20 protein-coding genes and 1 tRNA gene are annotated in these 24,775 nt (G+C 63.1%); 17 read left to right on the top strand and 4 right to left on the bottom strand.

Annotated features, from left to right (window positions below):
• The 3 genes from ACTHNZ_RS10040 to ACTHNZ_RS10030 form a co-directional block, all read left to right on the top strand.
• The coding region (locus ACTHNZ_RS10040; RefSeq protein WP_440542352.1) for a transglutaminase family protein at window positions 1-2,305 on the top strand (2,305 nt) is incomplete at its 5' end.
• 18 nt (window positions 2,306-2,323) lie between these two features.
• The gene (locus ACTHNZ_RS10035; RefSeq protein ID WP_440542351.1) at window positions 2,324-4,972 is read left to right on the top strand and encodes a circularly permuted type 2 ATP-grasp protein; all 2,649 of its coding nucleotides are present in this window, start codon (window positions 2,324-2,326) and stop codon (window positions 4,970-4,972) included.
• Window positions 4,969-5,856, top strand: coding sequence for a transglutaminase family protein (locus tag ACTHNZ_RS10030; protein ID WP_440542350.1), 888 nt, complete (start codon window positions 4,969-4,971; stop codon window positions 5,854-5,856). Before ACTHNZ_RS10035 ends, ACTHNZ_RS10030 begins: the two co-directional genes overlap by 4 nt.
• A gap of 42 nt (window positions 5,857-5,898) precedes the next feature.
• Here ACTHNZ_RS10030 and ACTHNZ_RS10025 read toward each other — a convergent pair whose 3' ends face one another.
• From ACTHNZ_RS10025 to trxB, 3 genes are all read right to left on the bottom strand, one after another.
• Window positions 5,899-6,519 carry a trimeric intracellular cation channel family protein gene (locus tag ACTHNZ_RS10025; protein ID WP_440542349.1) on the bottom strand — a complete coding sequence of 207 codons (621 nt, stop codon included), beginning with the start codon at window positions 6,517-6,519 and terminating at the stop codon, window positions 5,899-5,901.
• Window positions 6,509-7,243, bottom strand: coding sequence for a Smr/MutS family protein (locus ACTHNZ_RS10020; RefSeq protein ID WP_440542348.1), 735 nt, complete (start codon window positions 7,241-7,243; stop codon window positions 6,509-6,511). The genes ACTHNZ_RS10025 and ACTHNZ_RS10020 overlap by 11 nt, the downstream gene beginning before the upstream one ends.
• Before the next feature lie 199 nt (window positions 7,244-7,442).
• Window positions 7,443-8,438 (bottom strand): thioredoxin-disulfide reductase, encoded by a 996-nt coding sequence (gene trxB, locus ACTHNZ_RS10015; RefSeq protein ID WP_440542347.1) that lies wholly within the window; start codon window positions 8,436-8,438, stop codon window positions 7,443-7,445.
• Window positions 8,439-8,776: 338 nt separating this feature from the next.
• Here trxB and ACTHNZ_RS10010 point away from each other — a divergent pair, with 338 nt between their 5' ends.
• From ACTHNZ_RS10010 to ACTHNZ_RS09975, 8 genes are all read left to right on the top strand, one after another.
• Window positions 8,777-11,086, top strand: coding sequence for a DNA translocase FtsK (locus ACTHNZ_RS10010; RefSeq protein ID WP_440542346.1), 2,310 nt, complete (start codon window positions 8,777-8,779; stop codon window positions 11,084-11,086).
• A 191-nt stretch (window positions 11,087-11,277) separates the two neighbouring features.
• Window positions 11,278-11,931: an outer membrane lipoprotein chaperone LolA gene (gene lolA / locus ACTHNZ_RS10005; protein WP_440542354.1), complete on the top strand. Its 654-nt coding sequence runs from the start codon at window positions 11,278-11,280 to the stop codon at window positions 11,929-11,931.
• A gap of 99 nt (window positions 11,932-12,030) precedes the next feature.
• Window positions 12,031-13,347 carry a replication-associated recombination protein A gene (locus ACTHNZ_RS10000; RefSeq protein ID WP_440542345.1) on the top strand — a complete coding sequence of 439 codons (1,317 nt, stop codon included), beginning with the start codon at window positions 12,031-12,033 and terminating at the stop codon, window positions 13,345-13,347.
• A 131-nt stretch (window positions 13,348-13,478) separates the two neighbouring features.
• Entirely contained in the window at window positions 13,479-14,777 is a 1,299-nt protein-coding gene (serS, locus tag ACTHNZ_RS09995) for a serine--tRNA ligase (protein ID WP_440542344.1), read from the top strand.
• A gap of 154 nt (window positions 14,778-14,931) precedes the next feature.
• Window positions 14,932-15,022, top strand: a tRNA-Ser gene (locus ACTHNZ_RS09990).
• A 99-nt stretch (window positions 15,023-15,121) separates the two neighbouring features.
• Window positions 15,122-16,870, top strand: coding sequence for a DUF6538 domain-containing protein (locus ACTHNZ_RS09985; protein WP_440542343.1), 1,749 nt, complete (start codon window positions 15,122-15,124; stop codon window positions 16,868-16,870).
• Between the two features lie 553 nt (window positions 16,871-17,423).
• On the top strand, window positions 17,424-18,674 hold the full coding sequence (locus ACTHNZ_RS09980; protein WP_440542342.1) for a hypothetical protein: 1,251 nt from the start codon (window positions 17,424-17,426) through the stop codon (window positions 18,672-18,674).
• 14 nt (window positions 18,675-18,688) lie between these two features.
• Window positions 18,689-19,204 carry a hypothetical protein gene (locus ACTHNZ_RS09975; RefSeq protein WP_440542341.1) on the top strand — a complete coding sequence of 172 codons (516 nt, stop codon included), beginning with the start codon at window positions 18,689-18,691 and terminating at the stop codon, window positions 19,202-19,204.
• An 85-nt stretch (window positions 19,205-19,289) separates the two neighbouring features.
• Here ACTHNZ_RS09975 and ACTHNZ_RS09970 read toward each other — a convergent pair whose 3' ends face one another.
• Window positions 19,290-19,517, bottom strand: coding sequence for a helix-turn-helix domain-containing protein (locus ACTHNZ_RS09970; protein WP_440542353.1), 228 nt, complete (start codon window positions 19,515-19,517; stop codon window positions 19,290-19,292).
• A 163-nt stretch (window positions 19,518-19,680) separates the two neighbouring features.
• On the opposite strand from ACTHNZ_RS09970, the gene ACTHNZ_RS09965 reads away from it, so the two are divergent.
• The 6 genes from ACTHNZ_RS09965 to ACTHNZ_RS09940 all read left to right on the top strand — a co-directional run.
• Entirely contained in the window at window positions 19,681-20,169 is a 489-nt protein-coding gene (locus ACTHNZ_RS09965) for a hypothetical protein (RefSeq protein WP_440542340.1), read from the top strand.
• A gap of 92 nt (window positions 20,170-20,261) precedes the next feature.
• On the top strand, window positions 20,262-20,882 hold the full coding sequence (locus ACTHNZ_RS09960) for a hypothetical protein (RefSeq protein ID WP_440542339.1): 621 nt from the start codon (window positions 20,262-20,264) through the stop codon (window positions 20,880-20,882).
• Window positions 20,883-21,171: 289 nt separating this feature from the next.
• Window positions 21,172-21,381, top strand: a complete 210-nt coding sequence (locus tag ACTHNZ_RS09955; protein ID WP_440542338.1) for a hypothetical protein — start codon at window positions 21,172-21,174, stop codon at window positions 21,379-21,381.
• Window positions 21,382-21,396: 15 nt separating this feature from the next.
• A complete protein-coding gene (locus ACTHNZ_RS09950) occupies window positions 21,397-21,783 on the top strand; it encodes a zinc ribbon domain-containing protein (RefSeq protein ID WP_440542337.1) in 387 nt (128 codons plus the stop codon).
• Between the two features lie 899 nt (window positions 21,784-22,682).
• Window positions 22,683-24,191 (top strand): hypothetical protein, encoded by a 1,509-nt coding sequence (locus tag ACTHNZ_RS09945; RefSeq protein ID WP_440542336.1) that lies wholly within the window; start codon window positions 22,683-22,685, stop codon window positions 24,189-24,191.
• 20 nt (window positions 24,192-24,211) lie between these two features.
• Window positions 24,212-24,775: DNA adenine methylase (locus tag ACTHNZ_RS09940; RefSeq protein ID WP_440542335.1), on the top strand; the 564-nt coding region annotated here is incomplete at its 3' end.

Below are 24,775 nucleotides of genomic sequence, written 5' to 3'. Positions count from 1 at the left end.
CGAAGACGGCGAGCCGTGCTGGCACGACCCGGCGCTGTTCGCCGATGAGCGCGAGCCGATGGACTACACGGCCGACGATGCGCAGCGCTTCATTCGCCGTCTCGCCGAGAAGCTCGAACTCGATGCGGGCCATGTCCAGCCGGGCTACGAAGATGTCTGGTATTACCTCTGGCGCGAACGGCGCTTGCCCGTCAACGTCGATCCGTTCGACTCGCGCCTCGAGGACGAGCTCGAAAGGCTGCGCCTGCGGCGTGTCTTCGATGCGGGGCTCTCGGCCGTGACGGGCTATGCGCTGCCGCTCGCGCGCGAACGGGAGACGGCCGCTGCGCTGGCCGGCCCCCGGTGGGTCACGGGTCCTTGGCTCTTTCGCGACGAGCGCATGTATTTGATCCCCGGCGATTCGCCGATGGGATATCGCTTGCCGCTCGATTCGCTGCCTTGGGTCAGCGCAGCCGAGTACCCGTGGCTGCACGAGCACGATCCGTTCGCCCCGCCGGTGGCCTTGCGCGGTGCCGCGCAGTTGCGTGCGCAGTATGCGCACGGCAATGCGGCCAGCGAGGGCGGCGGCGGTGCGGGCGGCGGTGCAGGCGCAGGTTCAGGCGCAGGTGCGGGCGGCGAGATGCGCGGCGGCGGGTCCGGCAAACGCGCTGCGGCGTTCGATGAACGCATGCCTGCGCGAGGCGAATCCGCCGCATCGGTGCGGCGCACGGCGCTCTGCGTGGAAGCGCGCGATCCCGCGCGTGCGGCCGGGCCTCAGGCCGAGGCCGCCGCCACGGCTTCCGGCCGCAAGGGTGGTGCGCTGTACGTGTTCATGCCGCCGCTCGCCGTGCTCGACGATTATCTCGATCTTCTGGCCGCCGTTGAAGCCACGGCGGCGGCGCTCGCCGTCAAGATCGTGATCGAAGGCTATCCGCCGCCGCGCGATGCTCGCTTGAAGCTGCTGCAGGTCACGCCCGATCCCGGCGTCGTCGAAGTCAACATTCATCCGGCTTCGACGTGGAGCGAACTCGTCGATCACACCCAGCATCTGTATGGCGCCGCGCGCGAATCGTATCTCGGGCCCGAGAAGTTCATGCTCGACGGGCGCCATACCGGCACGGGCGGCGGCAATCACATGGTGCTCGGCGCGGCGACGCCCGCCGATAGCCCGTTCCTGCGCCGCCCCGATCTGCTGGCAAGCCTCATCGGCTATTGGCATAACCATCCGTCGCTGTCGTACCTGTTTTCAGGCTTGTTCATCGGCCCGACGAGCCAGGCGCCGCGTGTCGACGAAGCCCGCAACGACCAAGTCTACGAACTCGAAATCGCGTTTCGCGAGCTGCAGCGCCAGTTGGATGCATTGGCTACGCTCGGTGACGGCGGTGCGGCCGTGCCGCCTTGGCTCATCGACCGCACGTTGCGCAACATTCTCATCGACGTCACCGGCAACACGCATCGCGCGGAGTTTTGCGTCGACAAGCTCTACTCCCCCGATGGGCCCGCCGGCCGCCTGGGACTGCTCGAGCTGCGCGGGTTCGAGATGCCGCCGCATGCACGCATGAGCCTCGCGCAGCAACTGCTGCTGCGCGCGCTCGTGGCGCGCTTCTGGCGCACCCCGTACACCGCGCGCCTGACGCGCTGGGGCACCGAGCTGCACGATCGCTTCATGCTCGGCACCTTCGTGCAGATGGATTTCGACGACGTGCTCGCCGATCTTCGCGCGGCCGGCTACGGCTTCGACCGCGCCTGGTTCGCGCCGCACTTCGAGTTTCGCTTTCCGCTCGTCGGCGAGTTCGACGCGGGTGGAGTGACGTTGACGCTGCGGCATGCACTCGAGCCGTGGCACGTAATGGGCGAGGAGGGAGCGCCGGGCGGTACGGCGCGCTTCGTCGATTCTTCGTTGGAGCGCATCGAGGTGCGGGCGTTGGGCCTCAATGCGGCGCGGCACGTCGTGACGGTGGGCGGCGTGCCGCTGCCGCTGCAGCCGACGGGGCGCGCGAGCGAGTACGTGGCCGGCGTGCGCTTTCGCGCCTGGCAGCCTGCCGCCTCGCTGCATCCGACGATCGGCGTGCATGCGCCGCTCACGTTCGATCTCGTCGATGGCTGGGCCGAGCGCTCTCTCGGCGGATGCCAGTATCATGTCGCCCATCCGGGTGGACGAAATTATCAGACGTTTCCCGTCAACGCCTATGAAGCGCAGAGTCGGCGGCGCGCGCGTTTCTTCACGATCGGCCATACGCCCGGACCGATGCCCGTGAAGCCGCGCGAGCGCAGCCTCGAGTTGCCGTTTACGCTCGATCTGCGGCGTGCCGGGCTGGACGACTGACCGAAGCTAGAGAGCAATTTGCCTGTCCAATCGACCTTGCCGTTCGATGTCGCGGCCGATGTCGCCGACTCTCTCACGCGCCTGTGCGACGTTCCGCCGCCCGCGGGCCACTGGGATGAGCTGCGCGACGCCTCGGGTGCGCCGCGCGCACCCTGGCGGCGCTTTTTCGGCCTGCTCGGCGAAGACGGCGTAGCCGGGCTCGAGCAGGCCGCGGCGGCCGTCGCCCGCCAAGTCCGCGACAACGACATCACCTACAACGCCTATGCCGACAACGGCGAGGCGCGGCCTTGGGCGCTCGATCCGCTGCCATTCATCGTCGACGAGGACGAATGGGCCGTCATCGAGCGCGGCGTCGCGCAGCGCGCGCGGTTGCTCGAAGCGCTCGTCGCCGACATCTACGGGCCGCAGACGGTCCTCGCGCGGGGGCTTTTGCCGCCGGCGCTCGTCTTCGGTCACCCCGGCTACCTGCGGGCGATGAAAGGCTGCCTGCCCCCGGGCGGCCGCTACCTGCAGATCGTGGCCGTCGACCTCGCGCGCGGGCCGAGCGGCGAATGGACCGTGATGGGGCATCGCACGCAGGCCCCGTCGGGCCTCGGCTATGCGCTCGAAAATCGGCTCATCGTCGCCGGGCTGTTCTCCGAGCCGTTTCGCTCGCTCGGCGTGCGGCGGCTTGCGCCGTCCTACTCGCAATTGATCGCCACGCTCGCTCAAGCGGCACGCACGACGATGACCGACGACGAGCGCCGAGCGCGCGGCGGCTCGCCGCACATCGCCTTGCTGAGCCCGGGCCCCTTCAGCGAGACCTACTTCGAGCACGTGTTCCTGTCGCGCTATCTCGGCCTCACGCTCGTCGAAGGGACCGACCTGACGGTGCGCGGCGACAAGCTCTATCTGAAGACGCTGGCGGGCCTCGAACGCGTGCATGGCTTGCTGCGCCGGCTCGACGACAGCTTTTGCGACCCGGTCGAATTGCGGGCCGATTCCACGATCGGCGTGCCGGGCCTGCTGCAAGTCATGCGCGCCGGCAATGTCGTCGTCTCGAACGCGCCCGGCGCCGGTGTCGTCGAATCGGCCGCGCTGCACGGGTTCCTGCCCGCGATCGCCGAGGCGCTGTTCGGCGAAACGCTCGCATTGCCGAGCGTCGCCAGTTGGTGGTGCGGCGAGACGGCCGTGCGAGAGGACGCGTTCGCGCGGCTCGCGCAAGGATGGCTCGTGCCGACCTGGACCGGGCTGCCGCATCCGCTGTCGTCCGACATGCCGCCCGGCCTCGCGGCCGGCCCGCAGCAGCTCGCCGATTGGCGCGCGCGCATCGAGGCGGTACCCGACGCGTTCACGATCCAAGCTTCGCTGCCGCACTCGTGCACGCCGCGCTACGAGGATGGCGCGCTGACGCATCGGCCCTGCGCGCTGCGTGTCTACGCGATCGCCGGTGGTGCGGGCGGCTGGCACGTCTTGCCGGGTGCGTTCACCCGTATGGCCGGCGAACGGCAAACGAACGTATCGATGCAATCGGGCGGCAGCAGCGTCGATACGTGGGTGCTCTCGAGCCGGCCCGGTTCGACGTTTTCGCTGCTGCCTTCGCCGATGAAGCCCGGCGATTTCGCTCATCGCCGCCGCACGGTGTCGAGCCGTGCCGCGGAGAACCTCTTTTGGGCGGGCCGCTATTGCGAGCGCGCGGAGAACAGCGTGCGGCTCGCTCGCCTGATTCTCGGCTCGCTCGACAATCACGAGTCGGAGGACATGCTTACTGCGCTCGTCGAGCTCGCCGCGCGCTTCGAGCTGATTCCGGCTGCCGATTCCGTCGTGCCCCGCACGCGCCATGCGTTCGAACGCGCGCTCGCGGCCGGCTTGCACGAGCATTCGGGCACGGCGAGCGTGGGCCAGGTCATCGCGAGCCAAGTGCGCGCCTGCGGTGAAATCCGCGCGCGGCTCTCGAACGATCATTGGCGCACGATCCTCGCGGCGCGCAATGATTTCCGCGATGCGCTGCATGCGCTGTCGCTTGCGCCGTCCGTCGGCGGACCCGAACTCGGCGGTGATGAGGCCGGACGCGGTGCGCGCTACGAATCGTACGACCGCGTCGCGCTGATGCGCGCACTCGAGACGCTCGCCATGCAACTGTCGGCGATCAGCGGCGCGCAGGGCGACCGCATGGTGCGCGACGAAGCGTGGCGGCTGCTGTTTGCGGGCCGTCACATCGAGCGCGTGATCGGGATGACGACGTTCCTACACGTCGTGGCCGATGCGGGCGTGCTCGCGACGCCGGCCGGCTTCGATTTGCTGCTGCAGTTGTTCGACAGCACGCTGACCTACCGGTCGCTCTATCCGGGGCGGCTCGAAGTGCCGGCGCTGCTCGATCTCGTCGTCGTCGATCCGACCAATCCGCGCGGGCTCTACGGCGTCTACGAGCGTCTCGCGAAAAAGCTCGACGAGATCGCCGCGGCGGCTGGCGGCGCTTCGCGCCGGCCGTTCGGCGAGGCGATGCCGCCCGTTGCGTCGCTGCCTACGCTCGAGCGCCTGTGCGCGACGGACGCGGCGGGCCGCTATGCCACGCTCTCCGAACTCTGTGCCGAGCTGGCTTCGCACGTCGCCGGCGCATCGAGCGAGATCAGCGCGCGCTATTTCATTCACGCGGACAACGCGCTTGCATCGAGGGTGTCGACATGAGCGCCGATGTCCGGCTGTCGATCACGCACGAGACGACCTATCGCTATTCGACGCCCGTCGAGACGGCTCAGCATCTCGCGACGATCCGCCCGCTCGAGTGTCCCTGGCAGCGCGTGGTCTCGCATCGCCTGCGCATCGATCCCGCACCGTCGTACGAGACGTCGCACATCGATGCCTTCGGCAACGAGGTCCGGTATTTTTCGTTCGATGCGCCGCACGATCATTTATCGGTGACGAGCGAGAGCACCGTCGTGTTGACGCCGCGGTGGGGCAGCCTCGTTGCGTCCGCGACGCCAGCTTGGGAGGAGCTCGCCGCCGCGCTGCGCTTTCGCGCCGGCGGGGCTTACATACCCGAGAGCGAGTTCGTCTTCGCTTCGCCGAACATTGCGCTGGCACCGGAGTTGCACGACTACGCACTGGCGAGCTTTCCGCCCGGTACGCCGCTCGTCGCGGGCGCGATCGACCTCATGCATCGAATCCACGCCGATTTCGCTTATCAGCCGCAGACGACGGCCTTCGATACTCCGGCGCTGCGCTCATTCCGTCTGCGTCAGGGCGTATGCCAGGATTTCGCGCAGGTGATGATCGGTTGCTTGCGCTCGCTCGGCCTCGCTGCTCGCTATGTCAGCGGATATCTGCGAACCGTGCCGCCGGAGGGCACGCCGCGCCTCGTCGGAGCGGATGCTTCGCATGCGTGGGCATCGGTGTTTTGCCCGGGCGTCGGTTGGGTCGATCTCGATCCGACGAACGATGTGCTGGCGGATCTCGATCATGTGACGCTGGCGAATGGCCGCGACTACAGCGATGTGTCGCTGCTGCGCGGCATCATCCTCGGCGGCGGAGAACATACCGTTCAGGTGGCGGTCGACGTGACCGCCGATTAGCGCGGGGATGGGCGCGTGCATCGCCGTGCCGCCCGCACCCCGTCAATGCGGCAGACGCACGTTGAGCTTGAACGTCACGAGCCTTGCGATGAGGACGAACGCGCTTGCCGAAATGAGGCTATAGACCGAATCGACTTGCAGATGGTCGAGCAGCAGATAGACCCAGCAGCCGACGAAGGCGCATGTCGCATAGGGGCGCGAGTCGCGCAGCAGCAACGGCATCTCGTTGCAGACGACGTCGCGAATCACACCGCCGAATACGCCCGTCACGACGCCCATCATCACGGCGATGAATGCCGGCATCCCCGTATCGAGCGCGATCGAGGTGCCCGAGATGCTGAACAGGCCGAGCCCGATCGCATCGGCCACGAGCAGCGCGCGCTCGTTGAACACGCGCGAGGCCATGCGCAGCACGAACGGCGAGAACAGCGAGAGCACGAAAATGACGAGCACGTAGGTTTCGTGCTCGACCCAGTAGAAGGGGCGCCGCTCGAGCAGCACGTCGCGCACGGTGCCGCCGCCGAATGCCGTCGCCAGCGCGACGAGGAACGTGCCGACGGCATCGAGCCGATGCTTGCGCGCCTCGATGAAACCGGAGAACGCGTAGGCGAGGATCGCGAGGCCCTCGATGATCGCGAGTGCGAGCGTCAGCCTAGGATGCACCGAACCCCCGGTCTGCGCGCGCGGCACTTGGCCGGGCAGGGCCCGGCTGCAGCAGGACGAGCACCGCGCCGGCGCCGCCGTCGTGCGGGCGGGCTTGGCAAAACGCGATCACCTCTGCCTTTTGCACGAGCCACGCGCGCACCTTGCCTTTCAGAACGGGCTCCTTGCCGATCGAGCCGAGTCCTTTCCCGTGGATCACACGCACGCAGCGCAGCCCGCGCTTGACCGTCTCGCGAATGAAGTCGGCGAGCGCCTCGCGCGCTTCGTCGCGCCGCATGCCGTGCAGATCGAGCTGCGCTTGCACGATCCAATGCCCGCGGCGCAGCTTGCGCACGACTTCGTGGCTGATGCCGGGGCGGCAATAGAACAGCGACTCGTCGGTATCGAGCAGGACTTCCGGATCGAACTCGTCGGAGATCGCCTCGCTGAGGACGGCCTGCTCGTCGCGCCGCGTCTGCAGCGGCACCGCCTCCGGAGGCGTGCGGCCATGAGCGGCACGCGCGGCGGCGGCGATCGGCGCGACCTGGCCGACTTCGCGCCGGAACAGATCGGCATCGGCTGCGGCTTCCTGCGCGGCCTTGGCCGCCGCAATGCGCTCGCGTTCGCGCTGGGCCGCGTCTTCCTTCAATGCATCGCGCAGCTTGGCCAGATCGGCAAGGCCGGACGCGCGCGCACCGGCCACGGGGCGCTGGGTCTCGCTCGGACGGGGACGATTCTTCGACATGACGGATACCGACGACGACTGATAACGGTTGCGTGAGCCTGTGCGTGTGCCTGCGTGTGCCTGCGTGTGGGCGGACGCAACGCACGCTCTCGCCCACGCGTGGCCGGCGCAAAAAAGGCCGCAGGCTTGGCGCCGACGGCCCTCGTTCGAATGCGAAGGGACTCGGCGCGAGCGCCGAGCCGTGCCGACGAACGCTATTTTACCGATCGGCTTCGGCGCTCATCACGTGGTCTTGATGGAGCTCGTGCACGCTTTCGAGGTAGCGCTGCGCATCGAGGGCGGCCATGCAGCCCGTGCCCGCGCTCGTGATGGCTTGGCGATACACGTGATCCTGCACGTCGCCGGCCGCGAACACGCCCGGCACGCTCGTGCCGGTGGCATTGCCGTTCAGCCCGCCGTTCGTGATGATGTAGCCGTTCTTCATTTCCAGCTGGCCTTCGAAGATATCGGTGTTCGGCTTGTGCCCGATCGCGATGAAAACGCCCTGCAGCGCGATGTCGGACGTTTGGCCCGATTGCGTGTGCTTGATGCGCACGCCCGTCACGCCCGAATCGTCGCCCGTCACTTCGTCGAGGACATGGTTCCACTTGATTTCGACGACGCCTTCCTTCTCTTTTTCGAGCAGGCGGTCGATGAGGATCGGCTCGGCGCGGAACTTGTCGCGGCGGTGGATCACGGTGACCTTGTTCGCGATGCCGGCCAGATAGAGCGCCTCTTCGACGGCCGTATTGCCGCCGCCGACGACGGCGACGTGCTGCTGCTTGTAGAAGAACCCGTCGCAGGTGGCGCAAGCGGACACGCCGCGGCCCGAGAACGCTTCTTCCGACGGCAGGCCCAGGTACTGGGCCGAGGCGCCCGTGGCGATGATCAGCGAATCGCAGGTGTACTCGCCCGAATCGCCGATCAGGCGAATCGGCTTCTCGTGAAGCTTGGCCGTATGGATGTGGTCGAACACGATTTCGGTGTTGAAGCGCTCGGCGTGCTCGAGGAACCGCTGCATGAGCTCGGGCCCCTGGACGCCGTTCGCATCGGCGGGCCAGTTCTCGACGTCGGTCGTCGTCATCAGTTGGCCGCCTTGGGCAAGCCCGGTGACGAGCACCGGCGAGAGGTTCGCGCGCGCGGCGTAGACGGCGGCCGTGTAGCCGGCAGGGCCGGAACCGAGAATGAGCACTTTGGCGTGTTTGCGCGTGGACATGGTTGTTCGTTCCGTAAGAAAGGTGCCGCAGGGAGCTGCCCGGTGGGCGTGCCGCGCGGCGGCTTGACGCCGCAAGCGCGCTGCCACTGCACGTAAGTTGGGCATACGGACGTAATTATAAAGGGCCGCCCGGCGCGCCGCTGACGGCATCGTCAATCGCGGCGATAGCATTCGGCGCTCAGGGTCGAGCATCCGCGGGCTCGGAGGGCTGGGGGCTCGAGGGCTCGGAGTCGTTCATGCGCGGTTACGGTCATTTACAGCCTGCGGCGCGACGCAACGTTTACAATAGCCCGCATCGAACTCCTGGCGGGTCGTCCCCGCCATGCTGCTACGGATTCATGGCCAAAGCTCCCTATTCGGCGCCTGCGCAAGCGTTGCCGCATCGCATGTCGCGCCTTTTCACCGAAATCCGCTGGATCTTGCAGGTCGCGCTCTGCGTGTTCCTCGTGATGGCGCTCGTCAGCTACAGCCGCCACGACCCGAGCTGGACGCACGCCGCCCAGGTCGAGCGCATCGCCAATTGGGCCGGCCGGGTCGGCGCCTGGACGTCCGACATCCTGCTGTTGCTGTTCGGGCTCTCCACTTATTGGTGGGTGGTGCTGCTCGGGCGCCGCATCGCCGCGAACTATCGCCGCTTGAGCAGCCACGGTGCGATCGAGGAAGACGCCCCGCGCGACGGCGCTTGGATCGCCGATGCCTTCGCGTTCGTGCTCGTTCTGCTCGCCAGCGACGGCATTGAAGCGCTGCGGATGTGGTCGCTGCGCGTGCCGCTGCCGCGCGCGCCGGGCGGCATCGTGGGCGACGCCGTGGCGCGCGGCGTCTCGCACGCGCTCGGCTTCACGGGCGGCACGCTCGCACTGCTGCTCGCGCTGGCGATCGGTCTGTCGCTCTATTTCCGCTTCTCTTGGTTGTCGGTGGCCGAGCGAGTCGGCGATTCGATCATCTCCGCCGTCACGTTCGCCAAGCTGCGGCGCGAGGCGGGGCGCGACCGCAAGCTCGGCGAGCAAGCGGCCGTCAAGCGGGAAGGCAAGGTCGAGCAAAGCCGCGTGCGGTTGGAAGATCACGAGCCCGTGACGATCGTGCCGCCCGTGACGGCGCCGCCGAAATCCGAGCGCGTCGAAAAAGAAAAGCAGGTGCCGCTGTTCGCCGATCTGCCTGGCGATTCGACGCTGCCGCCGATCGCGCTGCTCGATCCGGCACCGGCCACGCAAGAAACGGTGTCGGCCGATACGCTCGAATTCACCTCCCGCCTGATCGAGAAGAAGCTCAAGGATTTCGGTGTCGACGTCAGCGTCGTTGCCGCGTATCCGGGGCCGGTCGTCACGCGCTACGAGATCGAGCCGGCCACGGGCGTGAAAGGCAGCCAGATCGTCAATCTCGCCAAGGATCTCGCGCGTTCGCTCTCGCTCGTGTCGATCCGCGTCGTCGAAACGATCCCGGGCAAGAACTACATGGCGCTCGAGCTCCCGAACCAGCGCCGGCAGACGGTGCGGCTCTCGGAAATCCTCGGCTCGGAAGTCTATGCGGATGGTCCCTCGAAGCTGACGATGGGCCTCGGCAAGGACATCGCCGGCAATCCGGTCTGCGCCGATTTGGCGAAGATGCCGCACTTGCTCGTGGCCGGCACGACGGGCTCGGGCAAATCGGTGGGGATCAACGCGATGATCCTCTCGCTGCTGTACAAGGCGAGCGCCGAAGAGGTCCGCATGATCCTCATCGATCCGAAGATGCTCGAAATGAGCGTCTACGAGGGGATTCCTCATCTGCTGTGCCCCGTCGTCACCGACATGCGCCAAGCGGGACATGCGCTCAATTGGGCCGTGGCCGAAATGGAGCGCCGCTACAAGCTCATGAGCAAGCTCGGCGTGCGCAACTTGGCGGGCTACAACAACAAGATCGACGACGCGGCCAAGCGCGAAGAGAAACTGCCCAATCCGTTCAGCTTGACGCCCGACGCGCCGGAGCCGCTCACGCGCTTGCCGCACGTCGTCGTCGTGATCGACGAGTTGGCCGACTTGATGATGGTCGTCGGCAAGAAGGTGGAGGAACTGATCGCGCGGATCGCCCAGAAGGCGCGCGCAGCCGGCATCCACTTGATTCTCGCGACGCAGCGGCCGTCGGTCGACGTCATCACGGGGCTCATCAAGGCGAACGTGCCGACGCGGATCGCGTTCCAGGTTTCCTCGAAGATCGATTCGCGCACGATTCTCGACCAGCAAGGCGCCGAATCGCTGCTCGGCATGGGCGACATGCTCTACCTGCCGCCCGGTTCGGGGCTGCCCGTGCGCGTGCACGGCGCATTCGTTTCGGACGACGAAGTGCACCGCGTAGTAGAAAAGCTCAAGGAGCAAGGCGAGCCGAACTACGTCGAGGGCTTGCTCGAGGGCGGCCTGGCAGGCGAGGGCGACGAAGGCTCGGCGGCCAGCGGCGGACAGGCGAGCGGCGAATCGGACCCGCTCTATGATCAAGCCGTCGAGGTCGTCGTCAAGAATCGGCGCGCTTCGATTTCGCTCGTGCAGCGTCATTTGCGCATCGGCTACAACCGTGCGGCACGGCTGCTCGAGCAAATGGAGCAATCGGGGCTCGTCTCGGCGATGTCGTCCAACGGCAATCGCGAGATTCTCGTCCCGTCGCGCGAGGGCGATTGACAGCGGCGCGATTGACCGCTGCGATGCCGCTCGATTGCGTTCTTCGTCGCGCGTTTCCGGTGTTTCCCGATTCATCACGGAGAGTCATCTTGAATTCGAAGCAGTACTCGTTCCGACTCGGCGCTCGTGCGCCGTCCCTTCGCGCGCTGCCGAAGCGCGCGAGCCGCGCCGGCACCGCATGGCGCACGTTCGTGCGCGGCTGGGGTGCGGCGATGCTCGGTGCCGCGTTCCTCGTTTCGGCACCGGCCGCGTTCGCGAGCGGCACCGAGCAGTTGAAGGCGTTCGTCGCGCAGGTGCAGTCGGCGCGGGGCGATTTCGTGCAGCGCGAGGTCAAGGCGCCGCCGAAGAACATGCCTGCGAGCGGCTCGGTGGTGCCGACGATGGGCGGTACCTCGAGCGGCACGTTCGTGTTCGCGCGCCCGGGAAAATTCATCTGGACCTATGAGAAGCCTTACGTGCAAGTGCTGCAGGCCGACGGCGAGAACCTGTACGTCTATGACAAAGACCTGAATCAAGTCACGATCCGCAAGCTCGGTGGCGCACTCGGTGCGAGCCCGGCTGCGATCCTGTTCGGCAGCAACGATCTCGACAAGAACTTCACGCTGCGCGATGCGGGCGTGAAGGGCGGCATCGATTGGCTCGAGCTCACGCCGAAAGCGCGTGACACGCAGTTCCAAAGCGTGGGCATCGGCTTTCGCGACGGCAATCTCGAAGCGATGGAACTGCATGACGTGTTCGGCAACGTGACGCTGCTCACGTTCTCGAACATCCAAAAGAACCCGCGTTTGCCGTCCGGTTCGTTCAAGTTCTCGGTGCCCAAGGGCGCCGACGTGATCAACGGATGATCGACGAATGAGGCGCCCCGGCATCGGGACAGGACACTAACTTTGCGCTCGTGCGCCGGTGCTTGCCGCCCGGCGCGCAGTCACGATACGGATCACGCCATGTTTGAAGAGACCCGTGCCGGCATGCCGCTCGCCGAGCGGTTGCGGCCCAGCACGATCGACGACGTCATCGGCCAAAAGCATTTGCTCGGGCCGATGAAGCCGCTGCGCGTGGCCTTCGAATCGGGCGAGCCGCATTCCATGATTCTTTGGGGGCCGCCCGGCGTCGGCAAGACGACGCTCGCGCGGCTCATGGCGAACGCGTTCGATGCCGAGTTCATCGCATTGTCGGCGGTGCTCTCGGGCGTGAAGGACATTCGCGAAGCGGTCGAGGTCGCGCAGGCGCATCGCGCGCATGGGCGGCGCACGCTGGTGTTCGTCGACGAAGTGCATCGGTTCAACAAGAGCCAGCAGGATGCGTTCTTGCCGCACGTCGAATCGGGCTTGTTCGTCTTCATCGGTGCGACGACGGAAAATCCTTCGTTCGAAGTGAACAGCGCCTTGCTGTCGCGCGCGGCCGTGTACGTCCTGAAAAGCCTCGACGACGACGATCAGCGCGAACTGCTCGATCGCGCGCTGGCGACGCTCGGCAGCGTCGAGATGACCGACGATGCGAAGGAATCGCTGATCGCGTCGGCCGATGGCGATGGGCGCAAGCTCTTGAACAACGTCGAGATCGTCGTACGGGCGGCGAAAGCGCAAAAGGCCGAAAGCATCGACGATGCGTTGATCGCCGGCGCGCTGACGGAAAACCTGCGCCGCTTCGACAAAGGCGGCGACGCCTTCTACGATCAAATCAGCGCGCTGCACAAATCGGTGCGGGGCAGCAATCCCGACGGCGCGCTCTATTGGTTCTGCCGCATGCTCGACGGCGGAGCGGACCCGCGCTATCTCGCGCGCCGGATCGTGCGCATGGCGTGGGAGGATATCGGCCTGGCCGATCCGCGTGCACCGCGCATCGCGCTCGACGCGGCCGAGACCTACGAGCGACTCGGTACGCCCGAGGGCGAATTGGCGTTGGCCCAGGCGTTGATCTATTTAGCGGTGGCGCCGAAGTCGAATGCGGGTTACACGGCTTATAACGAAGCGCGGCGTTTCGTCGGCAAAGACCGCTCGCGCGGTGTGCCGGTGCATTTGCGCAACGCGCCGACGAAGCTCATGAAGGAGCTCGGCTACGGCCACGAGTATCGATACGCGCACGACGAGCCCGATGCCTACGCGGCGGGCGAAACGTATTTGCCGGAGGGCATGCGCGAGCCTCATTGGTATCAGCCGACGCCGCGCGGATTGGAGGGCAAGATCGGCGAGAAGCTTGCTCGGCTGGCCGATCTCGACGCGGCTTGGCGGCGCGAGAACAAGACGAAGAGCGGCGAGTAAGCGGGCCGGCATCGCCGGCTTTTCGGGCGGGTTGGGCGTATTGTGGGCCTATTGTTGGCGCGGCCGCGCGGCGCCGTTGGCCGGTGCGTTAAAATCGCCGCTTCACTCCTCGACATGAACCGTACCTAGCTATGCTCGACATCCAGTTGCTGCGCAAAGATCTCGACGGCGTCGCGAAGCGTCTCGCCGCTCGCGGCTATACGCTCGACGTCGCGGCGTTTTCGGCCCTCGAAGCCGAACGCCGCGCCATCCAGACCCGCACCGAAGAATTGCAATCGCGGCGCAACAGCTTGTCGAAGCAGATCGGCGCGATGAAGGGCAAGGGCGAAGACACGACGGCGCTGATGGCCGAAGTGAGCGGGCTCGGCGACGAAATGAAGGCGTCGGCCGCTCAACTCGAAGACGTGCAGGCGCGTGTGTCGAAGCTCATGCTCGAGATGCCCAACTTGCCGCACGAGAGCGTGCCGGCGGGCGAGGACGAAACGGGCAACGTCGAAGTGCGCCGTTGGGGTGCGCCGCGCCAGTTCGACTTCGCCGTGAAGGATCACGTCGATGTCGGCACGCCGCTCGGGCTCGATTTCGAGACGGGCGCGAAGCTGTCGGGGGCGCGTTTCACGATGCTGCGCGGGCCGATGGCGCGGCTGCATCGTGCGCTCGCGCAGTTCATGCTCGACACGCATACGCAGCAGCACGGCTATACCGAGATTTATTCGCCGTACATCGTCAACCCCGAGATTCTCTACGGCACGGGCCAACTGCCGAAGTTCGCCGACGACATGTTCCGAGTCGAGAAGGGCGGCGGTGAGAACGTGGTGACGCAATACTTGATTTCGACGTCCGAGATTTCGCTGACGAACACGGTGCGCGACAGCATCGTCGATGGTGCTGCGTTGCCGCTCAAGCTGACGGCGCATTCGCCGTGCTTTCGATCGGAGGCCGGGTCGTACGGCCGCGATACGCGCGGGATGATTCGCCAGCACCAGTTCGACAAGGTCGAGATGGTGCAGATCGTGGCGCCGGAGACATCCTACGACGCGCTCGAGCAGATGGTCGGGCATGCCGAGGCGATCCTGCAGAAGCTCGAGTTGCCGTACCGCGTGATCACGCTGTGCACGGGCGATATGGGTTTCTCGGCGGCAAAGACGTACGACCTCGAAGTGTGGTTGCCGGCGCAGAACACGTACCGCGAGATTTCGAGTTGCTCGAACACGGAAGCGTTTCAGGCGCGGCGCATGCAAGCGCGCTATCGCAATGCGCAGGGCAAGCCCGAGCTCCTGCATACGCTGAACGGCTCGGGTCTGGCGGTGGGGCGCACGCTCGTGGCCGTGCTCGAAAACTTCCAGAACGCCGATGGTTCGGTGACGGTGCCGGCGGCGCTGCGGCCGTATCTGGGCGGTCAGGAGCGACTCGAGCCGACGTCGGCAAGCTGAGCGGAGCCGGGCGGAGCGGACGGGCGGCAACGCGGCATCCCCACTTTTTTGCAAAAAAGGGCTTGGAATGTCGCGATGACTATCCTATAATCTTCGCTTCGCCAAACGACGACCAGCTTGGCGGATGGGCCGGGGAGACTCGGTTCGAGAAGTCGGAAAGGTGGCAGAGTGGTCGAATGCGCCGGACTCGAAATCCGGTGTACGGTTATACCGTACCGTGGGTTCGAATCCCACCCTTTCCGCCAGAATTCCCCAAGTTCCTAAGCAGCTTGGAAAATCCCGATAAAACAAGCGTCTTGAGCCCTGTGGTCCACGAAGAGTGGTACACAGAGGACTCGGAAGACTTGAAAAACAAACCGGGGTTGGTGTCCCGAAACGGCACCTACTATGCGCGGATGCGCGTTCCGACCTTGCTCGTCGGACTTCTCCAAAAGCACGAAATCAAGATCAGCCTTCGAACGAAGAACCTGAATGAAGCTCGTGCAAAGCTACCCGCCGCACTCGTCGAAATCCACAAACAGTTTGCTGCCGTGACTAACGTTGCGGATGCCGTTACGCCGCCCGTCGAAGACGTTGGGCGTGGCGTGCTGGAGCAGATTGCTCGCACATGGTTCGAGCCGCGTTGGCGCAATGCTGTGGAATCGCTCTGGAAGCCAATGCCGGCAGGAGTGACTGTCGCGGATGTGCTCTGCAACATTGACCCCGAGCTTGCACGCTTGACGCCGCCCGACGAGACGACATTCGGCGAGTATCTGTACGCCGCTCGCAAGTTGCTTCTATCCGCAGGGTACTCCGAGCCATCGGGAAGCAGTGTCGAGACGTTGGCGAGGTACATGATCCGGGGCGAGGTGGAATGCTTGCAAGTGGCTCGCCGGTTCTTCGCCGAGGGGCAGCTCTATGACGTGATTGCGGACCCGCTCTATCGGTCTGCAAACGGCTCGGGTGCGCCTGCCGCCGCTGTCTCGGGGGCGGTTGCTGCTGGGAACAGCATTACGATCGATGAGGCCATCGAACGATTCGAAAACGATCCGCACCGCGCAAAGCTCAGCAAGAAGAACATCAATGGTTATAAGCCGGGCTTTGCGTTGTTGCGTGAGATCGTCGGCGGTGACGCCCCGCTTGCCGCGGTGACTCGCGAGCACGCTCGGAAGGTGCAGAAGATACTGGAACACCTGCCGCCGAATGCGACGAAGCGATTCTCCAAGATGACGTTGATCGAAGCGGCGGACTACGCCAAGAAAGACGCCATGCCGCCAATTACTGCGAAGACGGCCGATGTCCTGCTGTCGAATTTTTCGAGCTTCTTCGCTTGGGCTGTCCGTGAGCATCTAATCGACAGAACGCCTGCGGCCGGCTTGCAGGCACTGCAAAAGAAGCGCTCCAACGAGGAGAGCCGGCAACCGTTCAGCGATGCCGATCTCATGAGGCTGTTTTCTGCCGATCTCTTTCGTGAGCCTTGGCGCCGTATTTCGGAGCGAGAGCAGGGCCGCTACTGGGTGCCGCTGTTCGCCCTGTACCACGGGGCACGGCTAAATGAACTGTGCCAGCTTGAGGTGTTCGACGTTGGCAATGACGATGGCATTCCGTATCTGCACATCAGGGAGGAAAGTGCTGCTGGCGAGGAGAAGCATCTTAAGACCTCCAACGCAGAACGCATCATTCCCGTTCATGCCGTTCTTCAACGCCTCGGATTCATGGAGTACGTCGAAGCTACTCGGAATGCAGGTCACGATCGCTTGTTCCCGAAGTTGACGAAGAGCGCCAACGGCTACTACTCCGACAACTTTTCGAAATGGTTTGCCCGATTCAGCGACAAGCAGGGCGTGACGGACAGTCGGCTCACTTTCCATTCCTTCCGCCACCGCTTTCGAGACGCAGCCCGCGCTGTCGATATTCCTCGCGACATAGCCCAGGCGCTTGGCGGTTGGTCGGACGGAGAAGAGTCTGCGAGCGAGGGCTATGGCAAGGGCTATGCCCTTAGCCGCAAGGCTGCCGAGCTTGCCAAGATTCGCTTCCCTGCCGTAGAACGACTGCTCCCCTTGCGGCGGGAACGTCATGACGGACAAACCGAGAGCACCGCGCTGCGCGGCTGAACAAGGCAGCGCCCGCCCCAGTTCGCGAAGGGACGCGCAGCCTGTTCGCCGCTGGCGGTTGCACGCGGTCCTTACATTGTGTTCGTCCACGGGCGACCAACAAGTTACGTCAGATGCGACCGGCTGCAAGTTACGTCCGGCGCGACCGTCCAAACGGTATAACCTACGTCAGAAGTGACCGTGTTCCAGCGAAAGTTGCGTCCCGCGCGACCCTAAGAAAAGCACATGCTTTATAGAACTACGCATTCCGAATAGAAAGACACATGCTCGTGCTTCGCAGCTTTCGCCGCTCACACGGTTTCTTTCCTTTAAAAGGGAAACCCGGACGGCTCCGCTGCGCTCCGAAATTCAAAGAGATTTGAATGCGGATGAGATTTTGAAACTGGTTTCAACTGAAAGTTGCGGGATTTTCTTGCGCACATTACCGGTCGGACGATAGGATGAATGCGTCCTGCTTGAGCTTGTCGCAGGAAAAAAATGCCCGAGTTGGACTGACGATCCTATCGGGCAAATATCTATTCAAGCCCGGTCAGTATGACGAATTCGGGCGAAAATGACAACGAAAATTCGCACCATGAGTAACTCATATAGAATTGAGACGCTCGCCGATTACATCGAGGGCGAGACGTTCAATCGGGAAAACCCAGATCACCTCGGCGTTGTCGCCATCCGCAACGCCTACGACTATGTGGCTCGCGATATTGCTCCTCACTGGAAGCCGAATGTTGTCCGCCAATTGCTCTATCTCTTGCGCTTTACCGTCGGGTACGGCAAGGCAAGCTTCTCGACGGGCGCATATCGGTTTGCAAAGGGGCGACCGAGCAATGGTGGGAAACTGAATGCCCCGCCCAACGGGGCATCTGCTCGGACGACTCAGCGCGTTAACGCGATCATCGTGGAGCAGGGGTGGTTCCATTGCGAAAGCGAGGGGCGCTCTGGTGGACGCGCAAACATCTATCGGCCTTCCAAGGAGTTTCTCGCTGCGGCGATGGAAAAGCGGAACGACGTGGTCTACGGTGACATGGTCGCCTTGCCGGTTGCGAGAGAGTATGAGCGCTTGATTGACAAAGGCAGCCATCTAACAGACCCGGAGTTCGCCTGCGCTCTATGGTCTGTGTACGCGTTGCGATCCACTGCATTGGTGCGTGACCCAAATTGGAAGCGATACGGCTCGTGGGTCGATTTATCAACAGGCAAACGCAGCGATGAGGGACGTTTAATCTTTCCGGCAATCAACTTGGGCAGGACTGCAATGAAGAGGGCGTTCCACGAACTGGATAACGCCGGATTTATTAACATCCACCACCGCGCAGGTCTGCCGTCCATCTTTGAAATGCCTGCGTGCGAAACCGCAATAGCCAACATTCGTCGAGCAAGTCGGTCGTCCCCTGACGCCGTTCTCGTGGATAAAGCGAGCGAGAGCCCATCGGCCGTAGTTAATCTACGCGGAGAGGAGCAAGTTGACCATCTCACCGAAAACCGGGCGCTCCACTGTTTTCGTCGCGCATCCGAGATAAGCTGGCTTTGCCGTGTATGGCGGGCGGCGGTGTATAAACGGGACGGAGAATACGTGGAGCACCTCATGCTACCCAGCGAGGAGGAGCGTAATTCCGCGAAAGCTATCCTATGGCACCTCCGGACCCGTCGTGTTCAAACTGAGCTTGATCAGCGCCGATTTCTGTTCTTCGCTGTAGCACACTCTTCGGCTTCGGATTGGTTTCGCGTTACGCACCTTAATCGACTTCAGATACTTGATCCATTGATTGAGCAGTTCCATGGTCAACACAACCAGCAAGCTGCGTAGCAAGGGGGATAGCGATGCGAAACTACGTCCGGGTTCGATTTACTGATCCTGCCGATATTGGCAACGTGCAAGAATGGGAAAGTCTTGCATCCGCCGCGCGAGCTTTAGGGGTGGGCGTGCAAAGCTTCCGGGCGGCGTTGCCAAGCCGGACCGGCGAGTCGCGTTTGTATCGCGGATGGTTGATCGAGCGCTTGGATGATCCGCCTCGTCGGCATACCGAAATCGCGGAAATCGAGCACTGGGCGCATGTCATGGCATTGGGGGATGCCGAGCAGGCCGTCCTCGCTCGGGACAGGCAAGAGGGAGCTTCGTTAGATGACAAGTCGGTCGACGACGCAATCGCTCGCGAGTACAAGGAGAGGTACGCTTGGTATCTCGCCACAGCAGTCATTGAAGAAATTCATTGGCGCACCGGCCATGAGATGTCCCGCAGCCGGCCGAGTATTGCTCCTGAGCCAAGCGCGCCAACTAGTCAGCGACGTGCCGGCACACCGGGCATCCGTCAAAGAAAGCGACCGCACCGTTCATAACCCGCCTTGGGGGACAGGGCTCCATTGGCTGGCGGAAACCGCGCGGACCCAGCGTCGATCGCGGCGGCATTGCTGAGTGCCTCGTCTAATCACCGGCCCGAGTTCGTTCTGAATGCTCTTCAAGGCGGGCTTCCGCAGCGGCCAAGAAGGCGGAGGGAGTTAAGCCAAGCGCCCCGCATAGCTTCCACACGATCCTAATGCTTGGACTATGTCGGCCCAATTCGATCAGCGAGATGTAGTTCCGTTCCATGTCGGCGGCATGCGCGAGCGCTTCCTGCGACAAGCCTTTCCGCCGCCGCAACGTCCGTAGCACTTCGCCAACCGCCTGTTCCGGCTCCAACGCCGCCGCCCCCAAGATGCAAGACGCTCGACCTTAAGCAGGCGTCATCGGCGTGTCTTCACAAAATATTGGGCAAAACGCGGCTGGCGGGGTAATGTTGCGTTGTTCGAAAGTTTGTCCAAATCCATCGACACGAATGAACAAAATGAGTGAAAACTTAACGCTGACGGGGCGTGCGGAAGCTGACCCAGTGCTTCAACGAGTGCTGAAGACCTACCGTGAGGCCAGCCATGGCATGGCTAGGGACTACTGGAGAGGTTGTCTGGAAATCTTTGCAACAGGTGGCGCAGCGGCTGCGGCTATCTACGCGACCAAATTCGAAGAGGTAGTTGCTCGTAAAGCTGCGGAAATTGAGGCGGAGACGGGTATCGCCGGACTGGGCGCGCAGTTCATCGCATATGTCCAAGAAGAGCGAGAGAGGCTGCTACAAGAGTTTGAGCGCGATCCGGCGGCCCTGAGCCGTAGCCTCGATGCATCCCCGCTCACGCCTGCACCTGCACCGATTCCTGCGCCGACCCAGCCAAGAAACCAGCGTATGTCGGTGGGCGAGATGGCCGTGCGTACTGCCGTCCGTGCCACGGTATGGACATTGGTCCGCAATGCGATTCGGTCGATCTTTCGATAGAAGACAACGCGCGATACACGGCTGCGGTGGTAATGGCCGCCTGTCATACGGGCTACGGCGTGACACGCTTTACGCGCGGATTTTGAAACCGGTTGCACGAGCCCATCGAGATGGAAGCTAACCTGACTTCGTTCACGCGCATGCCCGAGCCGGGCACTGCCGACAGCGGACCTCACGAGACAGCACATGACACGTATTGGCGGCGGGGAACTGACGATGACATAGGGCCGGTGGTGCATCGCTTCCAGTTCGTCACGCTTGCCTTTGACAGACCGCAGACGGTCTTCCGGTTGCCTCAGTGGCGTTGGCCGCTCATAGGGCCGTATAACGGGTTCAGCGGCGGCGCGCGCATCCGGGGCTGGCAACTGAACCGCTTCTACCGACAGAACGGCTGGCTTCATTACGACGGCGTGTGTTCGGTGACGGGCGCGGTGGGCGACGTGGACCTTCACGACGAGGACTATTTGCGGCCGTGGACCGCGTACCCCGTCTCGAAGCGCGCACACACGCTGATTCACACTCGCGCCCGCTTTCCGAAAGCGTGGGCCGCATTTCTCGCTAACAGCGCGCTGCCCGACACATGGGCCAAGAGCCTTTCACCTGATGGCGGCGTCGCGACTGTTGGCCGAGATTGCTGCGTCGTCCACTTGCTCGAACATGCGCCACATCCTCCTTGGGTCGTCGTGCCCGAAAACGAATTCGACAGCCGCTAACGCGGCGCAGAACAAGTAAGGGCTGTCGCCGTGACATCACGTCACTGATGCCAGACCTGCCTGTGCTGCTTCATTTCCACAACAACACCTCAAACCACGGAGCCACATCATGAGTTCGGTCAAACTCCTTTTCCCTCTGTTGCTTGCTGCCAGCCTTGCGGCCTGTGCCGGCGTGCAATCGCCTCCGAAAAGCCGATCCTCCACTGCCGTCCCGATCACCTGTGCGAGCGCAAAATCGTGTGAATCGATGTGGATAGCGGCTGGAGACGCGCTTCAGACTTCCACGGGCATGAAGCTGCGCCTTGTGACCGAATCGCGCATCGAAACGTTCACGGAGACCAACTACGGGCGGATGCTCGGCACCGCGACGAAACGGCCCATGCCTGACGGTTCGTATCAGATCGACGCGTCGTTCAGTTGCTACGCGTACCCGGGGTGTGATGCGGACTATGCCGCTTACGAATTCGACGCCCTGGTCAATATGGCCGGTTCGCGCTGATCAAGGAGACGCATCGTGGAACCACTAACAGGCTTCATCCTTTACGGAGCCTTTGCTCTGCTCGTGGCAGCCATCGCACAGAAGAAGGGGCTGCGCGGATGGGTGTATTTCCTCGTCATCATCGCCCTCGGACCCGTCGTCGTAATGGGGGCATCCGTCGTAACTCAAGGGAACGGCATCGTTGCCGCGACGCTTGCGCTCCTGGTGCCCGTCGTCGCGCTGGTGGTGGTCTTGCTCGCTAAGAGCGGTCAACAGATCGCGGCTGAGACCGGGCAGTTCGGCGAGTACAAGAAATGTCCATTTTGTGCCGAGCCGGTACGGCTTGAGGCTGTGAAGTGTAGGCACTGCGGTTCAACGCTGGAACGCGACGAGCCGGGCGATACGTCTACGACCGCCCGTTAGGTGTCTGCAAGGTGTCGGTGCTTCGATGTTGCTGCGAGCACCGACCAAACGGTCGATCTATGCGAGATAGTTTTTGACAACAGGTATGCCATCAATGCGTGTTTTGACCTTCATTTTTGAAACCGGTTGCACGAAGGTGGCGACATGGATGCGAGCCTGAATTCGCTTACCGATGCACCCGAGCGGAATGTCGCTGACGACGTGCCTCCCGAGACAGCGATTGGCAGTACCTGTCACCGGGATGTCGCAGTGACATTGAGCCCGCCGCGCATCGCTTCAAGTTCGTTACGCTTGCCTTCGATCGGCCCCAGACGGTCTTCCCCCTTCCGCAATGGCGATGGCCGCTCATAGGGCCGTACAACGGCTTCAGCAGCGCGCATTCGCGGCTGGCAGTTGATTCAGTTCTACCGCGCGAATGGTGGCTCAGTCACGACGACCGCTGTTCGGTGACTGGCGTTAGCAGCGACATTCAGCTGGACAACGAGGACTATTCGCATCCATGGCAAGCCTATCCAGTGTCAAGGACGGAGGGCGCACATGCTTATTCATACTCGTACCCGATTCCCGAAAGCGTGGGAAAAGTTTCTTTGGACTAGCGAGCTGCTGGACACGTGGGCTAAGGCGCCATCGCATGAGGGCGCTACAGTGCCGCGCGAAAACGATTGCTCGGTGGGCGAACTCCTCGAACATTCGCTGCATCCCGCCTGGGTTTCTATGCCCGAGACTGAGTTCTTTGCCCGCTGAGGCGATTCAAAGCATACCGACGGCCGGGGCAAAGCGCCGCAACCGCCCGCCGGCATGCTACCAACAATCCGATCCGGCTTCCGCTGTTGACCCATTACAATACGCCTTGCGCCGAGTGCGTCGCTGCCATAACGAACAAACGGGGGAAGCGGGAGATGGCCATTAAACGGACCGTCAGCGTTGCACAGTTGGACTTGGATGTCCTTAATCCTCGGGTGAAGCCCGAGGAGAATCAGACGGATTCTCTGCGCAGCCTACTGGCCGTCGAGCGAGACGGTGAAAAGGTCTACGAGCTTGCTCGCGACATCTGCGAAGTGGGGATGCTTGATCCGGGCGACCGACTTTATGTCGTGCCGTCGGAGTCAGGGGCTGTCGGGCATTCTGAGGCCGAGGCTCGGTTTACCGTCCTCGACGGAAACCGGCGTCTTGCAGCACTTCGGTTGCTCTCGCAGCCCGGGTTGATCGAGCGGGAAGACATAGGGCTACCCCAACCGCTGCGGACTAGATTCAAGCGGCTACAGGCGGATCACGCTAACCACTGGCCGACAGAGGTGGATGTCGTTGTCTTTGACAGCCGCGAGCAGGCGGATCACTTCATTCGCTTGCGTCATACAGGCGAGAACCTCGGCGCTGGTCGAAGCGCATGGTCCGCGCTACAGATCGCACGGTTCGACAATACCGGCCTTTGGCAATGTCTTGAGAGCCTGCGTTCCGCTCGCGAACTCAGCCTCGCGGTCATGAATGAACTGGACCGCAGCGCCTTCAACATCACGAGTTTCGAACGCGTGGTGACGTCGGACGAGTTTCAACGTCGGTTTGGGTGTCGTGTAACCAGAAGCACATTCAGCCCCGGAGATAACCCCACGCGTTCTATGAAAGCGCTGGCGCATGTTGCGAACGATGTCGCGACTGGGCGGGTGACGTCGCGTGGCGACTTCGCCGAAGCAAAGACAATGGGGCCTTACATTGACGAAGTTGAAGCAGCGGTGACTCCGCAGGCGGCACCGACAGCGCCCAGTTCACAGACATCGAAGCCGTCGACCTCTTCGGGCGGCAACGTGACTCCTTTTCCTAACAAGTCACAGCCGCCGAAAGCGAGTGGAACTGGAATAAGTTCGCAAACTGCCGTTCCACCGACGGGTTCAGCGGACCCGAACACTTCTCCAGTCACTCCGCTGCCGTCGGTTCGTAAGAAGCGAGTCTCGAAGTATCTGTTGGCGAAACATGAGTTGATGAACGTCACGAATCCCAAGTGCCGGGACATCGTGGTTGAGTTGAAGCAAAAAGTCTCCGTTCAGGATGCGCCGTATGCTTGCGCGCTATTGTTGCGATGCCTGCAAGAACTGACGGCGGAGATTTACGTTCGAGACGTCATTGGTACCAAACCAACCAACCGGAGCGCCAACATTGATGCTGCGGCAAAGCATCTGTTAGGGAACACGCACGCGACCGACACCTCCGACAAGGGCGACATCGCTGAGAACTTCAATCAGTTCCGTCAAAGCTACGAGGAACTGAGTTCGGCGGCACATAGCAAGACCACCGACCTCAGTACACAGCATCTTCGTTCGACGTGGGCTAATCTTGGGGGCGGCATGGACCTTCTATGGAAGCGAATCCATGCGGCCGAGATTGCTCGCGCGCGAGACGCGAATACGAACTAACAGAATGTGCCGGAAGTCCAATGGCAAATTGCACCCCTCTTCGTTATCCCGGCGGCAAGGCGCGATTGCGCCCGTACCTAGAGCGACTGATTGCTCAGAACCGCTTGTACGATGCCCATTACGTCGAGCCGTTTTGCGGCGGTGCCGGCCTCGCGCTTGAGTTGTTGATGAGCTACACGGTGAGCACGATACACATCAACGACCTCGATAGAGCGGTGTACGCGTTCTGGTATAGCGCTACAAAACGTACGGACGCGCTATGCGCTAAGATCAGCGATACCCCTTGCACGATCGAGACATGGCAAGAACAGCGCTCCGTATGGATGAATCGCTCGAAGGCGAACTTGCTGGACTTGGGCTTTGCCACCTTCTTCCTGAATCGAACAAATCGATCGGGAATACTTGACGCTGGTGTGATCGGCGGCAAAAACCAAAACGGGCAATGGAAGCTCGACGCCCGTTACAATCGCGACGACCTCATCGCTCGGATAAAGGCTATCGGCCAGTTCCGTTCCCGAATCATGGTTTACAACAAAGAAGCCATAGACTTCTTGCAGGAACTGCAACCCAGCTTACCGCGCAAG

Source organism: Trinickia sp. (assembly GCF_051953955.1).
Lineage (GTDB): Bacteria > Pseudomonadota > Gammaproteobacteria > Burkholderiales > Burkholderiaceae > Trinickia.
Note: the sequence above shows the minus strand (reverse complement) of the source record. Positions and strands in the feature narration are given on the sequence as shown.

Excerpts from the sequence above, each read along its gene's own strand:
- ACTHNZ_RS10030 (WP_440542350.1), top strand. The coding sequence starts at position 4,969 with ATGAGCGCCGATGTCCGGCTGTCGATCACGCACGAGACGACCTATCGC.
- ACTHNZ_RS10020 (WP_440542348.1), bottom strand. The coding sequence starts at position 7,243 with ATGTCGAAGAATCGTCCCCGTCCGAGCGAGACCCAGCGCCCCGTGGCC.
- trxB (WP_440542347.1), bottom strand. The coding sequence starts at position 8,438 with ATGTCCACGCGCAAACACGCCAAAGTGCTCATTCTCGGTTCCGGCCCT.
- ACTHNZ_RS10010 (WP_440542346.1), top strand. The coding sequence starts at position 8,777 with ATGGCCAAAGCTCCCTATTCGGCGCCTGCGCAAGCGTTGCCGCATCGC.
- ACTHNZ_RS10000 (WP_440542345.1), top strand. The coding sequence starts at position 12,031 with ATGTTTGAAGAGACCCGTGCCGGCATGCCGCTCGCCGAGCGGTTGCGG.
- serS (WP_440542344.1), top strand. The coding sequence starts at position 13,479 with ATGCTCGACATCCAGTTGCTGCGCAAAGATCTCGACGGCGTCGCGAAG.
- ACTHNZ_RS09980 (WP_440542342.1), top strand. The coding sequence starts at position 17,424 with ATGACAACGAAAATTCGCACCATGAGTAACTCATATAGAATTGAGACG.
- ACTHNZ_RS09975 (WP_440542341.1), top strand. The coding sequence starts at position 18,689 with ATGCGAAACTACGTCCGGGTTCGATTTACTGATCCTGCCGATATTGGC.
- ACTHNZ_RS09965 (WP_440542340.1), top strand. The coding sequence starts at position 19,681 with ATGAACAAAATGAGTGAAAACTTAACGCTGACGGGGCGTGCGGAAGCT.
- ACTHNZ_RS09955 (WP_440542338.1), top strand. The coding sequence starts at position 21,172 with ATGAAGCTGCGCCTTGTGACCGAATCGCGCATCGAAACGTTCACGGAG.
- ACTHNZ_RS09945 (WP_440542336.1), top strand. The coding sequence starts at position 22,683 with ATGGCCATTAAACGGACCGTCAGCGTTGCACAGTTGGACTTGGATGTC.